Origin of the sequence: Psychrobacter sp. TWR1-1-1, assembly GCF_049895865.1 — a bacterium.
GTDB classification, from domain to species: Bacteria; Pseudomonadota; Gammaproteobacteria; order Pseudomonadales; family Moraxellaceae; genus Psychrobacter; species Psychrobacter immobilis_A.
Genome location: NZ_JAFCTE010000005.1, coordinates 172724 through 189661 on the forward strand (window position 1 = coordinate 172724; position 16938 = coordinate 189661).

At 43.3% G+C, this 16938-nt stretch carries 16 protein-coding genes; 8 read left to right on the forward strand and 8 right to left on the reverse strand.

All coding sequences use genetic code 11. The features are described 5' to 3' along the window. Positions 1-23 precede the first annotated feature (23 nt). The 4 genes from ACP69U_RS07070 to ACP69U_RS07085 form a co-directional block, all read right to left on the reverse strand. A complete protein-coding gene (locus ACP69U_RS07070) occupies positions 24-275 on the reverse strand; it encodes a BolA family protein (protein ID WP_010200621.1) in 252 nt (83 codons plus the stop codon). 122 nt (positions 276-397) lie between these two features. Then, on the reverse strand, positions 398-1405 hold the full coding sequence (locus ACP69U_RS07075; RefSeq protein ID WP_426138202.1) for an alpha/beta hydrolase: 1008 nt from the start codon (positions 1403-1405) through the stop codon (positions 398-400). A gap of 277 nt (positions 1406-1682) precedes the next feature. Beyond that, positions 1683-2513 carry a BON domain-containing protein gene (locus ACP69U_RS07080; RefSeq protein ID WP_426138203.1) on the reverse strand — a complete coding sequence of 277 codons (831 nt, stop codon included), beginning with the start codon at positions 2511-2513 and terminating at the stop codon, positions 1683-1685. Between the two features lie 216 nt (positions 2514-2729). Next, entirely contained in the window at positions 2730-3215 is a 486-nt protein-coding gene (locus tag ACP69U_RS07085; protein ID WP_426138204.1) for a YraN family protein, read from the reverse strand. Positions 3216-3350: 135 nt separating this feature from the next. Between ACP69U_RS07085 and rsmI the strand changes: the two genes are divergently transcribed. Beyond that, on the forward strand, positions 3351-4319 hold the full coding sequence (gene rsmI / locus ACP69U_RS07090; protein WP_198330256.1) for a 16S rRNA (cytidine(1402)-2'-O)-methyltransferase: 969 nt from the start codon (positions 3351-3353) through the stop codon (positions 4317-4319). 54 nt (positions 4320-4373) lie between these two features. After that, positions 4374-5393, forward strand: a complete 1020-nt coding sequence (locus ACP69U_RS07095; RefSeq protein WP_198330257.1) for an adenosine kinase — start codon at positions 4374-4376, stop codon at positions 5391-5393. 139 nt (positions 5394-5532) lie between these two features. Here ACP69U_RS07095 and ACP69U_RS07100 read toward each other — a convergent pair whose 3' ends face one another. After that, on the reverse strand, positions 5533-6855 hold the full coding sequence (locus ACP69U_RS07100) for an O-acetylhomoserine aminocarboxypropyltransferase/cysteine synthase family protein (protein WP_060491886.1): 1323 nt from the start codon (positions 6853-6855) through the stop codon (positions 5533-5535). A gap of 206 nt (positions 6856-7061) precedes the next feature. Continuing rightward, positions 7062-7745: a Fe-S biogenesis protein NfuA gene (gene nfuA, locus ACP69U_RS07105; RefSeq protein ID WP_198330258.1), complete on the reverse strand. Its 684-nt coding sequence runs from the start codon at positions 7743-7745 to the stop codon at positions 7062-7064. 859 nt (positions 7746-8604) lie between these two features. On the opposite strand from nfuA, the gene ACP69U_RS07110 reads away from it, so the two are divergent. The 4 genes from ACP69U_RS07110 (at position 8605) to ACP69U_RS07125 (ending at position 13174) form a co-directional block, all read left to right on the forward strand. Beyond that, entirely contained in the window at positions 8605-9564 is a 960-nt protein-coding gene (locus tag ACP69U_RS07110; protein ID WP_426138205.1) for an alpha/beta fold hydrolase, read from the forward strand. Between the two features lie 177 nt (positions 9565-9741). Next, positions 9742-10791, forward strand: coding sequence for a bifunctional nicotinamide-nucleotide adenylyltransferase/Nudix hydroxylase (locus ACP69U_RS07115; protein ID WP_055125886.1), 1050 nt, complete (start codon positions 9742-9744; stop codon positions 10789-10791). A 132-nt stretch (positions 10792-10923) separates the two neighbouring features. After that, a complete protein-coding gene (locus ACP69U_RS07120; protein ID WP_198330260.1) occupies positions 10924-12321 on the forward strand; it encodes a nicotinate phosphoribosyltransferase in 1398 nt (465 codons plus the stop codon). A 4-nt stretch (positions 12322-12325) separates the two neighbouring features. Then, entirely contained in the window at positions 12326-13174 is an 849-nt protein-coding gene (locus tag ACP69U_RS07125; RefSeq protein ID WP_198330261.1) for an SGNH/GDSL hydrolase family protein, read from the forward strand. A gap of 140 nt (positions 13175-13314) precedes the next feature. On the opposite strand, the gene ACP69U_RS07130 is transcribed toward ACP69U_RS07125, so the two are convergent. After that, on the reverse strand, positions 13315-13596 hold the full coding sequence (locus ACP69U_RS07130) for a type B 50S ribosomal protein L31 (RefSeq protein WP_011281173.1): 282 nt from the start codon (positions 13594-13596) through the stop codon (positions 13315-13317). Positions 13597-14062: 466 nt separating this feature from the next. Here ACP69U_RS07130 and ACP69U_RS07135 point away from each other — a divergent pair, with 466 nt between their 5' ends. Further along, positions 14063-14686 (forward strand): YceI family protein, encoded by a 624-nt coding sequence (locus tag ACP69U_RS07135; RefSeq protein ID WP_198330262.1) that lies wholly within the window; start codon positions 14063-14065, stop codon positions 14684-14686. 227 nt (positions 14687-14913) lie between these two features. Next, positions 14914-16002 carry a peptidoglycan bridge formation glycyltransferase FemA/FemB family protein gene (locus tag ACP69U_RS07140; protein WP_198330263.1) on the forward strand — a complete coding sequence of 363 codons (1089 nt, stop codon included), beginning with the start codon at positions 14914-14916 and terminating at the stop codon, positions 16000-16002. Between the two features lie 109 nt (positions 16003-16111). Here ACP69U_RS07140 and ACP69U_RS07145 read toward each other — a convergent pair whose 3' ends face one another. Continuing rightward, positions 16112-16546 (reverse strand): COG4315 family predicted lipoprotein, encoded by a 435-nt coding sequence (locus tag ACP69U_RS07145; protein WP_198330264.1) that lies wholly within the window; start codon positions 16544-16546, stop codon positions 16112-16114. Positions 16547-16938 lie beyond the last annotated feature (392 nt).

Consider the following 16938-nt stretch of genomic DNA (forward strand, 5'->3'; position numbering starts at 1 on the left):
AGCCCAATCATATGTATAACGGTCTAGCCTTTGGATTGAACGTCCCATTCAGCAGGCGTCAGCGCTTGAATATTGAGCGCATGAATATCGCCACTGGCGATCTTATCATTGACTAATGCATAAATCGCCTGCTGACGTTGCACGGCACGCTTACCTTCAAAACTGGCATCAACCACGCGTACATCAAACTTATTACCTTGATTGGCAGCTTGAATAAAAGCGTCTGGGAAGTGAGTCTGTAAAAATGCAATCAAATCATCAGCGTTCATGCTCATAGAATATTCTGCCTTAAAGTGTCAGATAGGGTATAGATTTAAAGTGACGACATTATAACAAGAGTTTAAGCATCTTACAGTACTGTCTTACGCAACTGCACCTAACTTCTGATTGCCGTCCATTATTTGAGCATTTTATCCAAGTACGTCAGTACTTGCGCGCGTACATCATTGACCCAACGTAACGGCGGGGCCATCGCACCAATACTGGTCGCATGACTGGCACCTTTTATTTCACCGTTTTCTACGGTGACGCCCGCCTCTTGCAACGCTTTGGTCATTTTAATCGTATTGGTCGCATACACCACTTTGTCTTTTTCGGCAGTCAACAATAAATACGGGGGCTGCTCGCCTTTGATTTGACGGTCTGGCATAACGTCGTCTGGCGTGGCATCAGCAGCAAAGGCGGTGGCGCTATCAAATTTACGGAAGTCATAACTATAAGGACCAGCAATACCCACGACCGCGGTAATATCTTTTGGCTTAATACCATAAGGCGCTAAAAAATCTTCATTGGCGACCGCTGCTACCGCGTTAAATGCACCAGCAGAATGTCCAATTACCGCCAAGCGTTTAGGATCAGCATGTAAGCTCGGAGCATTATTGATACTCCAAGCAATCGCTTGCGCCGTATCTTTGACATAATCAGGGTACACATGCTCAGGCGCTTTACGATAATTAATTACGGCGGTGACATAACCTGCTTGCGCCAAACTCTGACCAACAAAGGCATACTGTTCTTTATCACCACTCTCCCATGAGCCACCGTGGACAAACACCACCATCGGATAGCTATCATTAATCGCACCATCGTTGATGGCGCTTTGGGCTTTCATCGCTTGTGCTAATGGCTTGGGATAATAAATATCCAAATCTTGATCGGGCTCATCACCATAGAGAATGTTTTTGCTGACGCCAACGCCGCCACTAGCAGTAATGCCATTGACGATAGCGAGTGGCGATAAGGCTTGCGCATTCTGGGTGGCTAGCGCAACGCTACCCAGTGCTAAGGCGGCAACACCTGTGAATTTTAGAATGCCTACTTTGCTAGCAGTATTATTAATCATGCTTTTATTATTTATTTTTTGACGGCTTTTATTATATTCTAAGCGCTTGTTTGCATCCTTCATTGCCAGTATCCCTATTATATTTATACATGGATCAAAATTAACAGCACTGCGATAGTCCTTTTATAAAATAAGCACTAATCCTGTCTTGTCTATTTCTTCGCTTTTTATATCTTACTGGCTGGCTCAGAAGTTCTCGTGTTTTTCCTGTTAACCGTGTTTAGGTTTCTTGTCATTAAACACGGTTTAAACTGACGGGGCAAATAGCTTACCCTACAAGCTATTTAGCCACTGTTTTTTTGTTTCATTGATAAATAACAGCTGTATTTTAGAACACTTTTTACGGATCTTGATACAGGTCTATATATGGGCTTGATGACGGTTGCTCAACGGTTGTGCCATCTTCGGTCACGACGATAGGAGTCGATGTAGCAACGGACGCTGGCGCTTCAGAATTATTAACGCTAGCAGCATCCACAACGACTGGCGCTGAAGCAGGATTTACCAAGTTATTTTCAGACATAATGTCGTCTTTACTTATCTTTACGCCCCTGTCATCAACGACGGTCGTCAGCAGTACCAGCTCAGTCACACCAACGGTGCTATTGGCAATATCGATTAGGTGACTCTGCTGAGTCGGTGTCATACGTCCCATGATATAAACCACGCCATCATTGGTCACGGCTTTGATCTGTGAGGCTTTGACACCATCACTCGCGGCGACTTTTGCCAGCAGCTTTGAGGTGATATAGCCATCATGAACCGTCGAGCTATAGCCTTTAGACGCGCTGACGTTTAGCTCATTATAGACATGACGCACATCTGGCATAGAGCTAACGACTTTTTCGACTTCTACTTTGATGGCCTCAGTGGGTACTTCGCCTGTCAATAACACTTCACTATTAAAGCTATCAATACCCATACGGCTGGTTTGTTGCAGGTCTTCTTTTAACCCATAAACATTGATTTTGACGGTATGTTCAATACTGCGATCCAGTAGTCGCTGCGGAATGGTACGCTCTGTCATTGGCACACCATACGTACCTTCTGTACTGTTGGTCAAATAATTGGTGGTACAGCCCGTAGTGACGATGCTGGTCATTAGCATAACGCCTATCGCGGTGCGGCGTGATGAGCCAAAAATAGCAGTGCGCAAATGCATCCGTGTCATGATTTACCTCTTAGAACATGAGTGTGACGATCGTATAAAGTCAATTGATTGAGCCAGTTTTAATCTAATAACATTTGTTTTGACAACTGTTAATTCAGTTAATAACAACTTAGCTACTTTACTTAATTTTTACTATCAGCGGTTAGGTTTTTGGTAACGCTTATTTGATGATAAGTACTTACTACCTTCTAGTTGGATTGCTTTTACATCCTATTATCACGTATCTGCTATAAAAGCACCTTTGAGCCATTGTGGTTGATTTGCTGTGTTTTGACCACTGGTCTTAATATGATTACCTACCGTATCATAAGCGATGACATCGAACCGACAGTCATAATCCTCATACTCAGGATGCTGTTGCAAAAAATATTGCGCCGTTTTAATCACTTTACGTTGTTTGCTTGCCGTCACGCTCAGTGCAGCACCACCAAAACCTGAACGCTGCCGTTGACGCACTTCGATGAATACCAATGTCGACCATGCTGAACCTGTCTCCAGCATAATCAAATCCAGCTCACCCACTTTGGGCTGCTGCCAATTTTGGGCAATCAAAATCAATCCTTGCGATTGTAAAAACTCACACGCCTGCTGCTCGAACAGACTGCCTTGGCGCTGCTTTGGTGAAGTGAGGTTCAAAGGTTTATGACTGGACATAAGGTCGATGGGTCTGGTTAACATTTCAGAATTATCATAGCACATCATGCTAAACTAGCCACTTTCGCGTGCAGATGCTGGCATGGTGTTTTATGCTTTGCTTAAGTTCTATTTTTGACCAGTTTTGTCAGTCAGCGCGCCACATTATATTTTAATTCCCGCTTTTAATACTCCGAGGTTTTCATGTCTAGCCCTACCGCGATGCCAGCTTGTCTATATATCGTTGCCACGCCGATTGGCAATATGAGCGATATGACGCCGCATGCCATCGATGTTTTAAAACAAGTCGCCATCATTGCCTGTGAAGACACCCGTACCTCAGGTAAGCTATTGTCTCATTTTGGCATTGATACCAAAGGCAGTAAAACCGACGACGAAAAAGAGTCAGAAGCTCCCAACACTAAAAATAATACCGATAATAACGTGACAGACGCTGATACCGCGACCAAGCAAAAAGGTCATAACAAGCTTTGGGCATATCATGAACACAATAGTGCCATTCAAACACCCAAAATTATCGAGATGATCGGGCAAGGTCATTCGGTTGCTTTGATTAGTGATGCCGGTACGCCACTCATCAGTGATCCAGGTTATCAACTGGTACAGGCCGCTCATGCCGCAGGCGTTAGAGTCTCTCCTATCATTGGTGCCTCTGCTGCCATTGCTGCACTGTCAGTCGCAGGATTGCCCTCAGACCGCTTTAGCTTTATTGGGTTTTTACCCGCCAAAACCCACGGTCGCCAAAAACAGCTTACCGCTCTAAACACACGTACTGAAACGCTGATATTTTATGAAGCACCGCACCGTATTATCGCCAGTTTAGAAGACATGGCGGCGGTATTTGGCGCAGATCGTGAAGTGACGTTTTGCCGTGAATTGACTAAGACCTTTGAAACTGTCCATAAAAGCACCCTTGGGGATTTGGTGGAATTTGTCAAAGCTGATGACAATCAACAGCGCGGTGAGATAGTCGTGGTCGTCGCTGGCGTGAATGTGGCGCAGGATGCGGATGACATCAGTATTCATGATAAATTATTGCAGCGCTTGCTTGAAGACTTATCGGTTAAAAAAGCCGCTGCATTGGGCGCTGATATCACTGGCGTCAAAAAGAATGCGCTATATCAGCGCTTACTTGAGCTACAAGCTGAATAATTTTTGGATATTAATATTAAAGACAGTTATAAAACCATTGAGGAGAAGTGAGCAATGTACAATGTAATGGCGATAGGCAACGCATTGGTTGACCATGAATATGTGCTGTCAGATGCGGCGCTAGAAGAGACTGATTTGACCAAAGGCAATATGACGCTGGCAGGTATCGACGAGCAACAGCAATTATTGGCGTATTTTAAACTGGCAGAAATTGCACCATCAAAGCAGGCTGGTGGTGGCTCAGCGGCTAATACGATGTATACCTTTGCCAGTTTAGGCGGCAAGCCATTTTATGCGTGCCGCGTTGGTGACGATCAACAAGGCGAGTTTTATCTCAAAGACTTACATGAAGCAGGTGTTGCAACTTCAGAGAAATCTATCCATGCAGGCGGAGTAACGGGTTCATGTGTGGTCGCAGTCACTGAAGATGGCGAGCGCACCATGCAAACTTATCTTGGTACTTCAAGCGAAATCACCGCAGAAAATGTCGATTTTGATGCGCTGACACAAGCTGACTGGCTATATATAGAAGGCTACTTGGCCATGACTGAGAGTATTCAGCCTGCTATGACTCAGTTGCGTCACCAAGCAGGGATTCATTCTGCAAAAATTGCCGTAAGTTTTGCTGATCCTGCCGTGGTGAAGTTTGCCAAAGACGGTTTACTCAATATGCTGGGCAATAAAGTGGCAGTGATATTCTGTAATAGTGAGGAAGCCAAACTCTTTACGGACAAAAAACAAGTCAAGGCAGCCGCACGCGCACTGCTTGAGTATTGCCAGACGGCAGTCGTCACTGATGGTGCCAATGGTGCAACAATCGCTCATAAAGCTGATGATAAATCAGAGATTGAGATTTATGAAGTTGCTACACCAATCGTTACTAATGTCATTGATACCAATGGTGCCGGTGATAATTATGCAGGAGCATTTTTATACGCGTTGTCGCAGCACTATAGCTTGCCTGAATGTGGTCGTCTTGCCAGCGAAGTGGCGGCGCAGGTGATTCAACAGTTTGGACCACGATTAGCCTCACAAGATTATAGAGATATTGCAAAGCGTGTACTATCTGCTTAACTTATAAAAATCTGTCATTGCTGATAATAAAAAAGCCCATATCGATTGATATGGGCTTTTTTATTATTAATTATGAGACAAATTATTCAGTTCACATTGCTCAGCTCACATGGCTCAGTTCAATAAAAAGCGTTTAATACTAAGCCGAGGCTAATGCTTGCGCAAGATCCGCTTTGATATCTTCGATGTGCTCGATACCAATTGATAAACGAACCATATCAGTGCTTACACCTGCATTTTCGAGCTCTTGCTCATTGAGCTGGCGATGCGTGGTCGTCGCTGGATGACAGGCTAGTGATTTGGCATCACCGATATTGACCAAACGAGTAATCAATTGCAGCGCATCGATAAAGCGCGCACCTGCTTCTAGACCACCTTTGACTCCAAAGGTCAAAATAGCAGAAGGCGTGCCTTTCATATATTTTTTGGCAAGCTCATGCTCAGGATGATCCGGTAACCCTGCATATTTCACCCAAGCAACTTTATCATGGTCACGTAGATATTCTGCAACGGCTTGGGCATTCTGTACATGGCGCTCCATACGTAGACTCAATGTCTCCATACCTTGCAAAATACCAAAGGCATTCAATGGGCTAAGTGCCGCGCCAGTATTACGCAGCGGTGCCACACGAGCACGAGCGATAAAGGCTGCTGCACCCACGTCTTTGACAAAGTTCACACCGTGATAACTATGATCTGGCGTATTCAATAAGGGAAAACGCTCAGGATAGTCGCCCCATGCGAATTTACCACTATCGACAATCGCCCCACCAATCGAGGTACCCGTACCACTCATATATTTAGTCAATGAATGAATCACGATATCCGCACCAAACTCAAAAGGACGACATAACGCAGGCGTGGCAACCGTACTATCAATCACCACTGGCACACCATATTCATGTGCGATATCACTCAGCGCTTGAATATCAACGATGTTACCTAATGGATTACCGATACTTTCTGCAAAGACCATCTTAGTCTTATCATCGATCAAATCACGAATCGCCTCAGGATTTTTGTGATCAAAGAAGCGGACTTCGATACCTTGACGCGGCAATGCATGGGCAAACAAATTATAAGTACCGCCGTACAAGGTCGACACAGCAACGATATTATCGCCCGCTTCACAGATGGTTTGGATCGCATAAGTGATGGCTGCCATGCCAGATGCTACTGCAAGGGCACCGATACCGCCTTCGAGCGCCGCGACGCGTTCCTCCAACACGGCATTGGTCGGGTTCATGATACGGGTATAGATATTACCTGCAACTTTTAGATCAAACAAATCAGCACCATGCTGGGTATTATCAAACGCATACGAGCTGGTGTGATAGATAGGCACTGCGACCGCTTTGGTCGTTGGCTCAACGCTATAACCAGCGTGAATCGCCAAGGTCTCAAGACGTTGAGGCGTCGCTGATTTTTGGGCTGTTTGCTGGGCTGCTTGTTCGTCACTCATTATATATTCCTTTATTTCGATAAAAGTTATTAATCAATAAATGACTAATCAACAAATTATTAATTAACAATCTACCACTGAAAATTCAGCTAAAAAACAATTTACCAAATCATAGCAATAAAAAAAGCCAAGTTCATCAAAACTTGGCTTTTTAATTAAAATAACTCTTCAGATATTACTTAACGCTTTGGCTTTTACTGAGATTTCTATTTATAGTAAGCGTTTTCGGTACGGGTATGATCGGTTTCATCAATCACTTGGGTCAGCTCTGGAATTTGTTGTTTCAGCTGCACTTCAACGCCTTGACGTAAGGTCATGTCAACGGCTGAACAGCCTTGGCAACCACCACCAAACTTCAATACCGCAGTCAGCCCAACGCCTTCTTCATCAATCAGCTCAAGCAACTGTACGTCGCCACCATGCGCCGCCAAGCCGGGATTAATCTCTGACTGCAATACGTAGTTGATACGTTCTTCGACACTGGCATCCGCACCCACTTTAGGCACTTTAGAATTTGGCGCACGGAAGGTCAGCTGACCACCAAAACGGTCTTTATTATAGTCAATCACCGCATCCTCTAAATAAGGAACAGACGCCGCTTCGATAAAGGCAGAAAAGCTTTCATACGTAAAACGCAGGTCAGCGCTATCCTCTTCACCCGGTTGGTTATAAGCCATACAGCACTCTGCACGCGGCGTACCTGGATGCTCAACGAAAATACGCACGCCGATACCATCGGTATCCTGCTTGGATAACAAATCTGCTAAGTAGCTTTGGGCTGACTCAGTAATAGTAATATTGCTCTTTGCTACAGTTTGCTCAGTATCTAGCGCTGATTCATAGTCTGCTGACTGGTCTAGTTGGCTCTCAGCTTGGTTGTGCTCACTCATAATATGTCCTATGCGTTATGACACAAACGCTATATCTGTCATGGCTACTGTGTCGTGAATTTAAAATTAGGTAGCGGGTATAAGTTATGCGGGTTATCAATCATTACGGTCTGTTGTCTTAAAATGCGGACTGCCGTTGTTATAACATTTTGCTCAATTTATAGCAGCTATTATAACGTACTCAGACGACAATTCCGACTGCGCTACTGTGAATTAAACCAAAATGCTCACAAATGACTGCTATCGGTTTTATTAATGCTTTATTAACAATGACGAAATAGAGACGACAAATAGCGCTTATCTAATGATTGATATATCCCCTACTATATAAAGACAGCTACCGTGATTATCAAGCACCTAGAACACTAACTAACCACCTACTTTCTTCCGAATGCTACGGCATGTCTAACACTGTGTGAGACCATACAACCAACCCACTTATCATGCTTGCTATTTTCTAGCGCTAGTTTTAGATCTATTTACAAGGTAAAGTGTATTGTCCTAAATACCTTTTTATAGGTTTACTTATTGATCATTATATTAGGCATTCTTGTTGCCCTTATTATAGTCGTCGCGCTTTTAGTACCGGAGGGTGTTGACTATACCAAAGCTGTAAAAGAAATTATGTCCCGCTATATCAAAATTCATGTAGCGTTGGTATTTTTTCGCAATCCATTACTCCAGTTGATATTCTTTTATATTGACTATAGAGATCGCTTAGATATCGAAGAAAAGAGGATGTTCAAACGCTATTTTATAACGCAATTTTTTAGCATCTTTATATTTATTACTATAATTTTCATTGTTAAACATTACATTTAAGCTAGCAGAAATTTCATATTTTAGTTGAATCAATCTTATGATGACACAAACACTGAATCTAGTAACGACCAAAGACGACGAACAAGTAGCCGTTTGGAAGATTGTGGATAATACAAAAGACGAAACAAAGAGCGATACCCCTACCACCAATACACTTGCGATAAAAGCGCAAAACATATTTTTGACGCACGGCACGTTTTCGGACAAACAAACCTGTTTGAAAATCGCTGAGTATCTAGCTCGCCTCGGTCATCATTGCTACATCATGGAATGGCGCGGTCATGGCGCAAGCTCAATACCCAAAGAAAAATTCAACTTTGAAACGGTTGCAACCTATGACTATGAAGCGACTTTTCGCTACCTTTTTGAGGAATTAAAACTCGATAATCTACATTGCGTCACCCATAGCGGCGGCGGGGTTGGCTTAACGATGTTTTTGATCCAGCATCCCTGCTATATCGATAAGATTAATAGCGCCAGCATGTTTGCCTGCCAAGCTTATGGCGCTGCAATAAATCCGATAAATCATACTAAAATTCTTGTAGCAAAATTATTCACGCGGCTGGTTGGCTATATCCCTGCTAAAAAAATTAAGCTAGGGCCTTTTAATGAAAGCTATCATATGATGAACCAATGGTACGACTGGAATCTACAAAAAAACTTTAACAGCAGTTTTCTTAAACAACGTACATTTAATACAGCCAGCATGGATACATTCGCCGCTGATGATGCACCTTTAGACTACCGGCAACAGATGCCAAAAATCACGATACCTATCTATGCTATCAGCGCAAAAGGCGATAATTTCATCTCCCCTACTCGTGGTTGTCAGCTGTTTTTTGAACCCTTTAAAAACCCTGCCAATATTTTTCGAGAATACTCCCTCAGCCATGGGGATTTGGACGATTATACGCACAGCCGCATTATGATCAGTCGTAACGCCGCTCACGAGATTTGGCCCACAGTTACCGCGTGGATTGAGCAGCATGCCCGTTAAAATAGCGGTGCAGTTGTAGCCTAACTACAGCATGGTACGGACTATAATCAGAAACCGCACACCTCTAAACATCTTTATACTTGTCAGCGAGTGATAGGCTGTGTCAGTATTGGCGTCATTACTTTTTACTCAATAAATTTTAACCAATGAAATATCCGTAGTAGGAAAGTGGCGTATATGAGCGAATCATCAGAGCAAAGTTCAGCTAAAGATAATAAACACTATCGTTATTTGGTTTTTATCGGGCGTTTCCAGCCCTTCCATCGTGGACATAAGGCGGTCATCGACGAAGCATTGAAGCGTGCTGATAATGTCATTATGTTGATCGGCTCTGCTAACTTACCGCGTAGTTTACGCAATCCATTCAGCGTCGCTGAGCGTGCTGCCATGATTAAAGGCGCATATTCAGCAGCAGAAGCAGCACGTATTCACTGCGTTGCTCTAGATGATGCACTCTACAACGACACGCGCTGGCTACAGTACGTGCAAGCAGGCGTGAAGTCTGTCACTGGTGATTTGCAAACTGATATCGGCTTGATTGGTCATTCCAAAGACAGCTCCTCGTATTATTTATCGCTATTCCCCAACTGGGCGTCCGTCTCAGTACCGAGCTATCACAATCTATCCGCTACCCCGATTCGCGATAGCTATCTAATGGGTGCGACCCCGACTCCTGAACGCACACCTGAATCGACGCGCAAGGTTCTGAACGATTTCAAAAAGACAGACGAATATCAAAATCTGCACGAAGAAGCCGACTTTATTGATAAATATAAAAGACAGTGGGAATCAGCGCCTTATCCACCAACCTTTATGACAGCAGATGCTCTGATTGTCCAGTCAGGACATATTCTATTGGTTGAGCGCCGCAGTATGCCAGGGCGCGGACTTTGGGCATTACCAGGCGGATTTTTAAATCCAAAAGAGACCTTATTCGATGCCTGTATCCGTGAGCTACGTGAGGAGACTCGCCTAAAAGTCCCTGAGCCAGTATTGCGCGGCTCTTGTCATAGTCAGCATACCTTTGATGACCCATATCGCTCAGCACGTGGTCGGACGATTACCCAAGCCTTTTATTTTCAACTTAAAAATGACCCAAAAGGCTTGCCAAAAGTAAAAGGCGGCGACGATGCAGCCACGGCTTTTTGGTTACCACTCGCTGAGCTTGACGCTACCATGATGTTTGAAGACCATTATGCAATTATTACTAAAATGGTTGGTTTGTAGGTTTTATCAGACGATTATCCGATTTTTCATTAACAATTTTCCACGCCCAAGCTGATAGACAGCAAGGGCTAACTGCCGTAACTGTTCTTTCATTAACGCAGCTACGGCAACTCAAAGCAGAGGAGTTCTGTGATGTATACCAGCAATTTAAATAATTTAATTCTAAATAGTGACAGCTACAAAACCTCACATTGGGTGCAATACCCAAAAGGTAGTGAGTATCTGTCCAGCTACATTGAGGCGCGTAAAGGTGACTACGATGTGGTGTTCTTTGGCTTGCAAGCCTTTATTAAAGAATATCTAAGCACGCCAATCACTCATCAAGACATTGATGAAGCCGAAATGGTCATTCAAGCACATGGTTTGACCTTTAACCGTGCTGGCTGGGAGCGTTTGGTTGATAAACATGGCGGCTACATGCCACTGCGCATCGAAGCCATACCTGAGGGTAGCATCGTGCCAGTATCCAATGTAGTCTGCCAAGTTATCAATACCGATCCTGAGTTTTATTGGCTGCCAAGCTATATCGAAACGGCGCTACTCCGTGCCATTTGGTATCCATCAACCGTCGCTAGTGTCTCGCATTATTGCAAAGGCATTATTCGTCAGGCGTTAGAAAAATCAGCAGACAATACCGAATCGCTCACTTTTCGTTTGCACGATTTCGGCTCGCGCGGGGCATCTAGTCAAGAGTCTGTCGCGCTCGGCAGCCTAGCGCATTTAGTGAACTTTGCTGGAACCGATTCGATGACGGCGTTAGTCGCTGCCAGCCGCTGGTACCACATGGATAAAGACATGCCCGCGTTTTCTATTCCTGCCGCTGAGCATAGCACCATGACCGCGTGGGGTCGTGACGGCGAAACCGCTGCTTTTGCCAATATGATTGAGCAGTTTGGCGGCGTAGGTAAAAGCTTCTCAGTGGTCTCTGACAGCTATGACTTATGGAACGCCATTGATAATATTTGGGGCGGCAGCCTGAAAGACGACGTCAAAAACATGGGCGGCACCTTAGTCATCCGACCCGATAGTGGTGAGCCTGCCAAAGTGGTTCGCGAAGCCTTAGAGCGCTTGGCAGTAAAATTTGGAACGACGATTAATAGTAAAGGTTATAAAGTGCTGCCTGATTATGTACGTGTCATCCAAGGGGATGGTATCAGCCCACAAAGCTTAACTAAGATCATTGAGGTGATCATGAAAGCAGGCTTTAGCGCAGATAACGTGACCTTTGGTATGGGCGGTGGTCTATTACAACAAGTCAACCGCGACACCATGAGCTGGGCGATGAAAGCCAGCGCTATCTCTATCGATGGCACATGGACAGACATCTATAAAGACCCGATTACCAGCCGCTCAAAACGCTCAAAGAAGGGACGTTTGGCGCTGGTCAAAAACAGCAATGGACAGCTAAAAACCATCAAGGCTGAAGACCTAGCTGCAGACGCAGATAACCTACTGCGTGATATTTATGTCGATGGTAAATTATTAATTGAAGACAATCTCACAACTATTCGGAAGCGTGCAGGATGGTAGCAATATGATAAATAGCAATAAAATCGCCTCGGTGGCAAGAGATGTACTGCTTGCTCCTATTTATCTTTATCAAGGGCGCAAAATTAAGCGTGATACGGTACGTCTACCTGAGCCAAATGGCGAAAGGCACGGGCGAGTTCAATTAAATGACGCGATTGAGTCGCTAAAAGAAGCGCACAAGCGGACATTAAACCTAATGGTCGTTGGCGATTCGGCGGCGGCTGGCGTCGGTAGTGAGACGCAGCAAGAGGCGCTTGTCGGTAACTTAATTCCTGTTTTGACGCAGCAGTCCGCTATTCAAAATCAGTTTGATATACTGAACTGGTCATTGCAAGCGACGACGGGGCATACCAGCTTTGATATCTTGCGTAGGCTTTATGTTCTAACCGCGCCTAGCCAGCCTGTTGATGTGATGGTGCTGAGTGTCGGCGTTAACGACACCACATCCAAAGTCTCGGTGGATAAATGGCAACAGCAAATTGAAAGTATTATCGCTATCGCTCAGCGTAAATTTGGCGTGCGAGAGTTGATTTTTTTAAGCCTGCCGCCGATGGCACAAATGCCTGCGATACCTGCCCCGCTAAGTAACTTTGTGGGTGCTAAAGCCTCTATCCTTGATAACACGTTGCAGCAAGTTTGCGCCGCTCATGATAGTGTTACCTACATGGCCACTGACTTTCCAAGAATGATAGCAGAGCATTCGAACGGTACTCCAATCGATATCAAAGTGATGTTTGCCAGTGACGGTTTTCATCCTAGCAGCCTCATGTATGGCTATTGGGCGCAGCAATTGTCAGAGTTGATTATACAGTTACTGAATCCTTCCCTTTCCGATGCTGAGTTGACTGATTAAAAACCATTGAGGCGTTACTTCTAAAAATCTAAACAAAAAAAACCGCTGAATAGTCAGCGGTTTTTTTATGTTCTTAATACTATAGCTGTGCATGTTTGAGAAAACACATGCTCAAAATAATATCACGCAATACGTGTGAATTATTCTGCAGCGTCAGTATCAGCAGCTTTCTTACGGCCACCAAATGCACCAAAGCGTTTGTTGAAGCTAGCAACACGGCCTTCAGTAGAAGTTTTGCGTTGTTCGCCAGTATAGAATGGATGCGACGCACTTGAGATATCAAGCGGGTAGTATGGATATTCTGACCCTTCGTATTCACGAGTGGTTTTGGTTTTAACGGTTGAACGAGTTAAGAAAAAAACGTCAGCGTTAGTGTCATGGAATAAAACTTCTTGGTAATTAGGATGGATATCTTTACGCATAATAAACTCTCTATGTCCGATGTATGTATAGCACTCTTGAACACCATCTTAGACGATGTGTCAAGCAAGTCATGACATACGTAACTGAGGCACTAAGGGACATTGATAAGTATGGCAGCTGCGTCACTGGCTTATTCCAGCACCCAACACCATTCCTCTGCTCACTTAGCCTTTCCCCAGCGGGAAAATCAAAACGCGATTTTAACGGTTTTTACCGCTAGACGCAAGCAGCAGTTGTGAGTGATATATGTGCTAAGTTGTCACCAAGATCTCTATTTTGTTGAGAAGTATACGCTATATTAGTATAATAATATTTTAGTTTAAATAATCAATATATATTTTATGTTTAGATTTAGTTGATAATTATTTTTGATATTCATCATTTGTTAATAATGATGGATACCGTCTTATTTCGCCTCATTAATCAAGCACCCACTATTTATAAACACTCACTAAGGACAATATAATGATAAATACTGTTATGAAGAATAGCGCAAAAGCCCTGCTTATCAGCTCAGCACTGGCACTCACTACTGTTGCAGGTGCGGCATTGCCTAGTCAATGGCAATTAGACGACTCGCACACCCGTGTGGGATTTTCTGTCAATCATTTAGGGTTTTCGACCACCATGGGTCATTTTAACGACGTCAAAGGGGTCGTTAATTACGATGTTAAAGCACCCAGTAAAACCAATATGAGCTTCACCATTGCAACCGATAGCATTGACACCAATTGGAATGCACGTGATGAGCATTTAAAAAAGGCTGAATTTTTTAACGTCACTAAATATCCAACCATGACCTTTAAATCAACCAGCGTAAAATTTATAAATCCGCAACAAGCCAAGGTCACAGGTGACTTTACTATGCTGGGTCAAACCAAACCATTAACTTTGGATGTGACTTTGAATAAAATCGCCAACAGCCCTCTTACCAAAGAGCCAGTTATTGGCTTCCGTGCAACGGGTAATATTGATCGCGCAGCCTATGGTATGACAGCTTTCGCAGATGGCATTACCACCAATGTCCCGATCCAAATCGATGGTGAGTTGATAGAGAAAAAAGCGCAAACCAACAAAAAATCTAAATAAGTCTAATTTTTAGCCAAGCACAAATCGCTACTTCCTCTACATACTCTAAAAAAAAGCAGCCATCATAGTGGCTGCTTTTTTGACAATAATGAATCAACTCACTCGACATTTATATATTCAATAAATCGCATAAATACTTTCCATTTGCTTGTTAACCTCAGTTTTTATTTTTATATTCATATATACGGATTTACGAATATAAAACATAACGCTGAGGGAGCAGAAAGATGGATACAGTACAGGTAGACTTTACCGAGATAAATACTGAATGGGATAAAAACATCGCTGATTATCACTTTGATATTTATCACTTATCTGGTTGGATTGCTGCGTCAGCTATTGTCGATAAAGGCACTCCTCAAGGAGTGATTGCCACTTATAACAATAAAAAGATCTTTTTGCCTCTCATTATAAGAGAACTCGACTCAGAGCATTGGGATGCGACTTCTACTTATGGTTACGGCGGTCCTGTCATGGATAAGTCTCTCACTGATGCCGAATTAGACATAATATTGGCAGAAGTAAGGGGTTTTCTCTTAGCAAAAGGCTGTGTGTCTTTATTTATGCGACTGCATCCAATCATCAATAAAGAATGGCTACCAACGGTCGGCAAAGCACTCACTCATGGATTGACATTGATGTCTGACTTGAGTAAATCTGAAGAGGAGCACTGGAGCGAGACTCAAAATCGTCATCGTAGAGGCATTAAAAAAGCCTTAAAAATGGATGTCGTGACAAAAATTGAGCGTTTAACCAGAGAGAATGCAGTGATGTTTTCCAATATTTACAAAGAAACGATGGCGCAGGTGAAGGCAGATCAGTACTACTTCTTTGATGATGATTACTTCTTTAATTTGCTCGAAAATCTGCAAGACAGAATACTACTGATAACTGCCTATCAGGATAATAAAGCCATTGGTTCCTCTATCTACACAATCTGTAAAGAATCGGGCATTATGCAATTTCATCTCGGAGGCACGCTCAACGCCTATACCCATCTACAACCTTCCAAACTCATTACCCATGTGGCTCGTGATTGGGGCCGAACCAATCATTACAAATTACTCCATCTTGGCGGCGGCGTAGGCTCTAATCTAGATTCTTTATACGAGTATAAAAAAGGGTTTAGCTCACAAGAGTTATTATTCAAAACTTATAGACTCGTCGTTAATCCAGCAAAATACGAAGCATTAGTCGCTGATAGCTGGTTCACCGAAAATGATTTACGCTCCGACTTTTTCCCTTTATATAGAAAAGAGCCTACTAAAGAACGTATCTTGGAGACTGAACAAGCTGAAGCTTTGGCAGATATTTGATCGCGTTATTTTACGATTCTAATCAGTCAAGCCAATAAAAAAGCAGCCATTACGATGGCTGCTTTTTTGATGCTAATTGTCTTTCATTTCGGTAGACAACGGGCTTACTTTACTTGGTTTTGACGATATGCCAAACGCCCAGTTTATTGTCGCCATTTTTATCGCCCACCTTTGTATCATTAGCATAGAAATATAACGGTTTACCATTTACCGCCCATTGATACTTGCCATCTTCGCGTTGAAATGCTGCAAACTGCCCTGACGCTTTGGCATTACTCGGTGCCATAAATGCGGGCCAAGCAATTAGACAGGCACTACCACACTCTGATTTGTTCATCCCATCTTTGTCAAAGGTATATAAGGTCATGTGATTGCTTGCATCGACTAACATGCCGTTTTTACTCGCGACTGGCGCGGTATTTTTATTGGTGGCTTGTACATCATGCATGCCAGAATCATCATTGCCGAATACATTGTTTAACGTAGTACAACCAGTAAGCGTTAAAACACCAGTGAGAGCCGATAATATAAGCATACGTTTCATAATAACTTCCTTGTCATTTTGATTGTGATTGTGATTATGATCATAAATTTCTATTTGGATTTTTCTCATCGTCAGACTATTTAAGCAGCAAAAAAACCTATCGCTGACTTCAAGCAGTTTTAATATAGCATATGCAACAGCGCAGTCGTTTCTATCCCTATATAAATTTACAAAAGCTTATGTATTTGCAAATTGGGTAAACTGGCATAGCCATTGCTATCAAGCGCCATAGCCATTCATTGACAAAACTCACCTATCTACTTACGTATTTGTCATCATATTGGTTGTCATTTTTCGTAGAATACCCTATACATATTAAGAATTACTACACAATGACAAATATGACTCTTGCGGCTTCATATGCATATTGAACTTGACGTCCTTTGCACGCA

Bases quoted from the DNA above. Each gene is read 5' to 3' on its own strand.
- ACP69U_RS07070 (WP_010200621.1), bottom strand. From the start codon at position 275: ATGAGCATGAACGCTGATGATTTGATTGCATTTTTACAGACTCACTTC.
- ACP69U_RS07075 (WP_426138202.1), bottom strand. From the start codon at position 1,405: ATGAAGGATGCAAACAAGCGCTTAGAATATAATAAAAGCCGTCAAAAA.
- ACP69U_RS07080 (WP_426138203.1), bottom strand. From the start codon at position 2,513: ATGACACGGATGCATTTGCGCACTGCTATTTTTGGCTCATCACGCCGC.
- ACP69U_RS07085 (WP_426138204.1), bottom strand. From the start codon at position 3,215: ATGATGTGCTATGATAATTCTGAAATGTTAACCAGACCCATCGACCTT.
- rsmI (WP_198330256.1), top strand. From the start codon at position 3,351: ATGTCTAGCCCTACCGCGATGCCAGCTTGTCTATATATCGTTGCCACG.
- ACP69U_RS07095 (WP_198330257.1), top strand. From the start codon at position 4,374: ATGTACAATGTAATGGCGATAGGCAACGCATTGGTTGACCATGAATAT.
- ACP69U_RS07100 (WP_060491886.1), bottom strand. From the start codon at position 6,855: ATGAGTGACGAACAAGCAGCCCAGCAAACAGCCCAAAAATCAGCGACG.
- nfuA (WP_198330258.1), bottom strand. From the start codon at position 7,745: ATGAGTGAGCACAACCAAGCTGAGAGCCAACTAGACCAGTCAGCAGAC.
- ACP69U_RS07110 (WP_426138205.1), top strand. From the start codon at position 8,605: ATGATGACACAAACACTGAATCTAGTAACGACCAAAGACGACGAACAA.
- ACP69U_RS07115 (WP_055125886.1), top strand. From the start codon at position 9,742: ATGAGCGAATCATCAGAGCAAAGTTCAGCTAAAGATAATAAACACTAT.
- ACP69U_RS07120 (WP_198330260.1), top strand. From the start codon at position 10,924: ATGTATACCAGCAATTTAAATAATTTAATTCTAAATAGTGACAGCTAC.
- ACP69U_RS07125 (WP_198330261.1), top strand. From the start codon at position 12,326: ATGATAAATAGCAATAAAATCGCCTCGGTGGCAAGAGATGTACTGCTT.
- ACP69U_RS07130 (WP_011281173.1), bottom strand. From the start codon at position 13,596: ATGCGTAAAGATATCCATCCTAATTACCAAGAAGTTTTATTCCATGAC.
- ACP69U_RS07135 (WP_198330262.1), top strand. From the start codon at position 14,063: ATGATAAATACTGTTATGAAGAATAGCGCAAAAGCCCTGCTTATCAGC.
- ACP69U_RS07140 (WP_198330263.1), top strand. From the start codon at position 14,914: ATGGATACAGTACAGGTAGACTTTACCGAGATAAATACTGAATGGGAT.
- ACP69U_RS07145 (WP_198330264.1), bottom strand. From the start codon at position 16,546: ATGAAACGTATGCTTATATTATCGGCTCTCACTGGTGTTTTAACGCTT.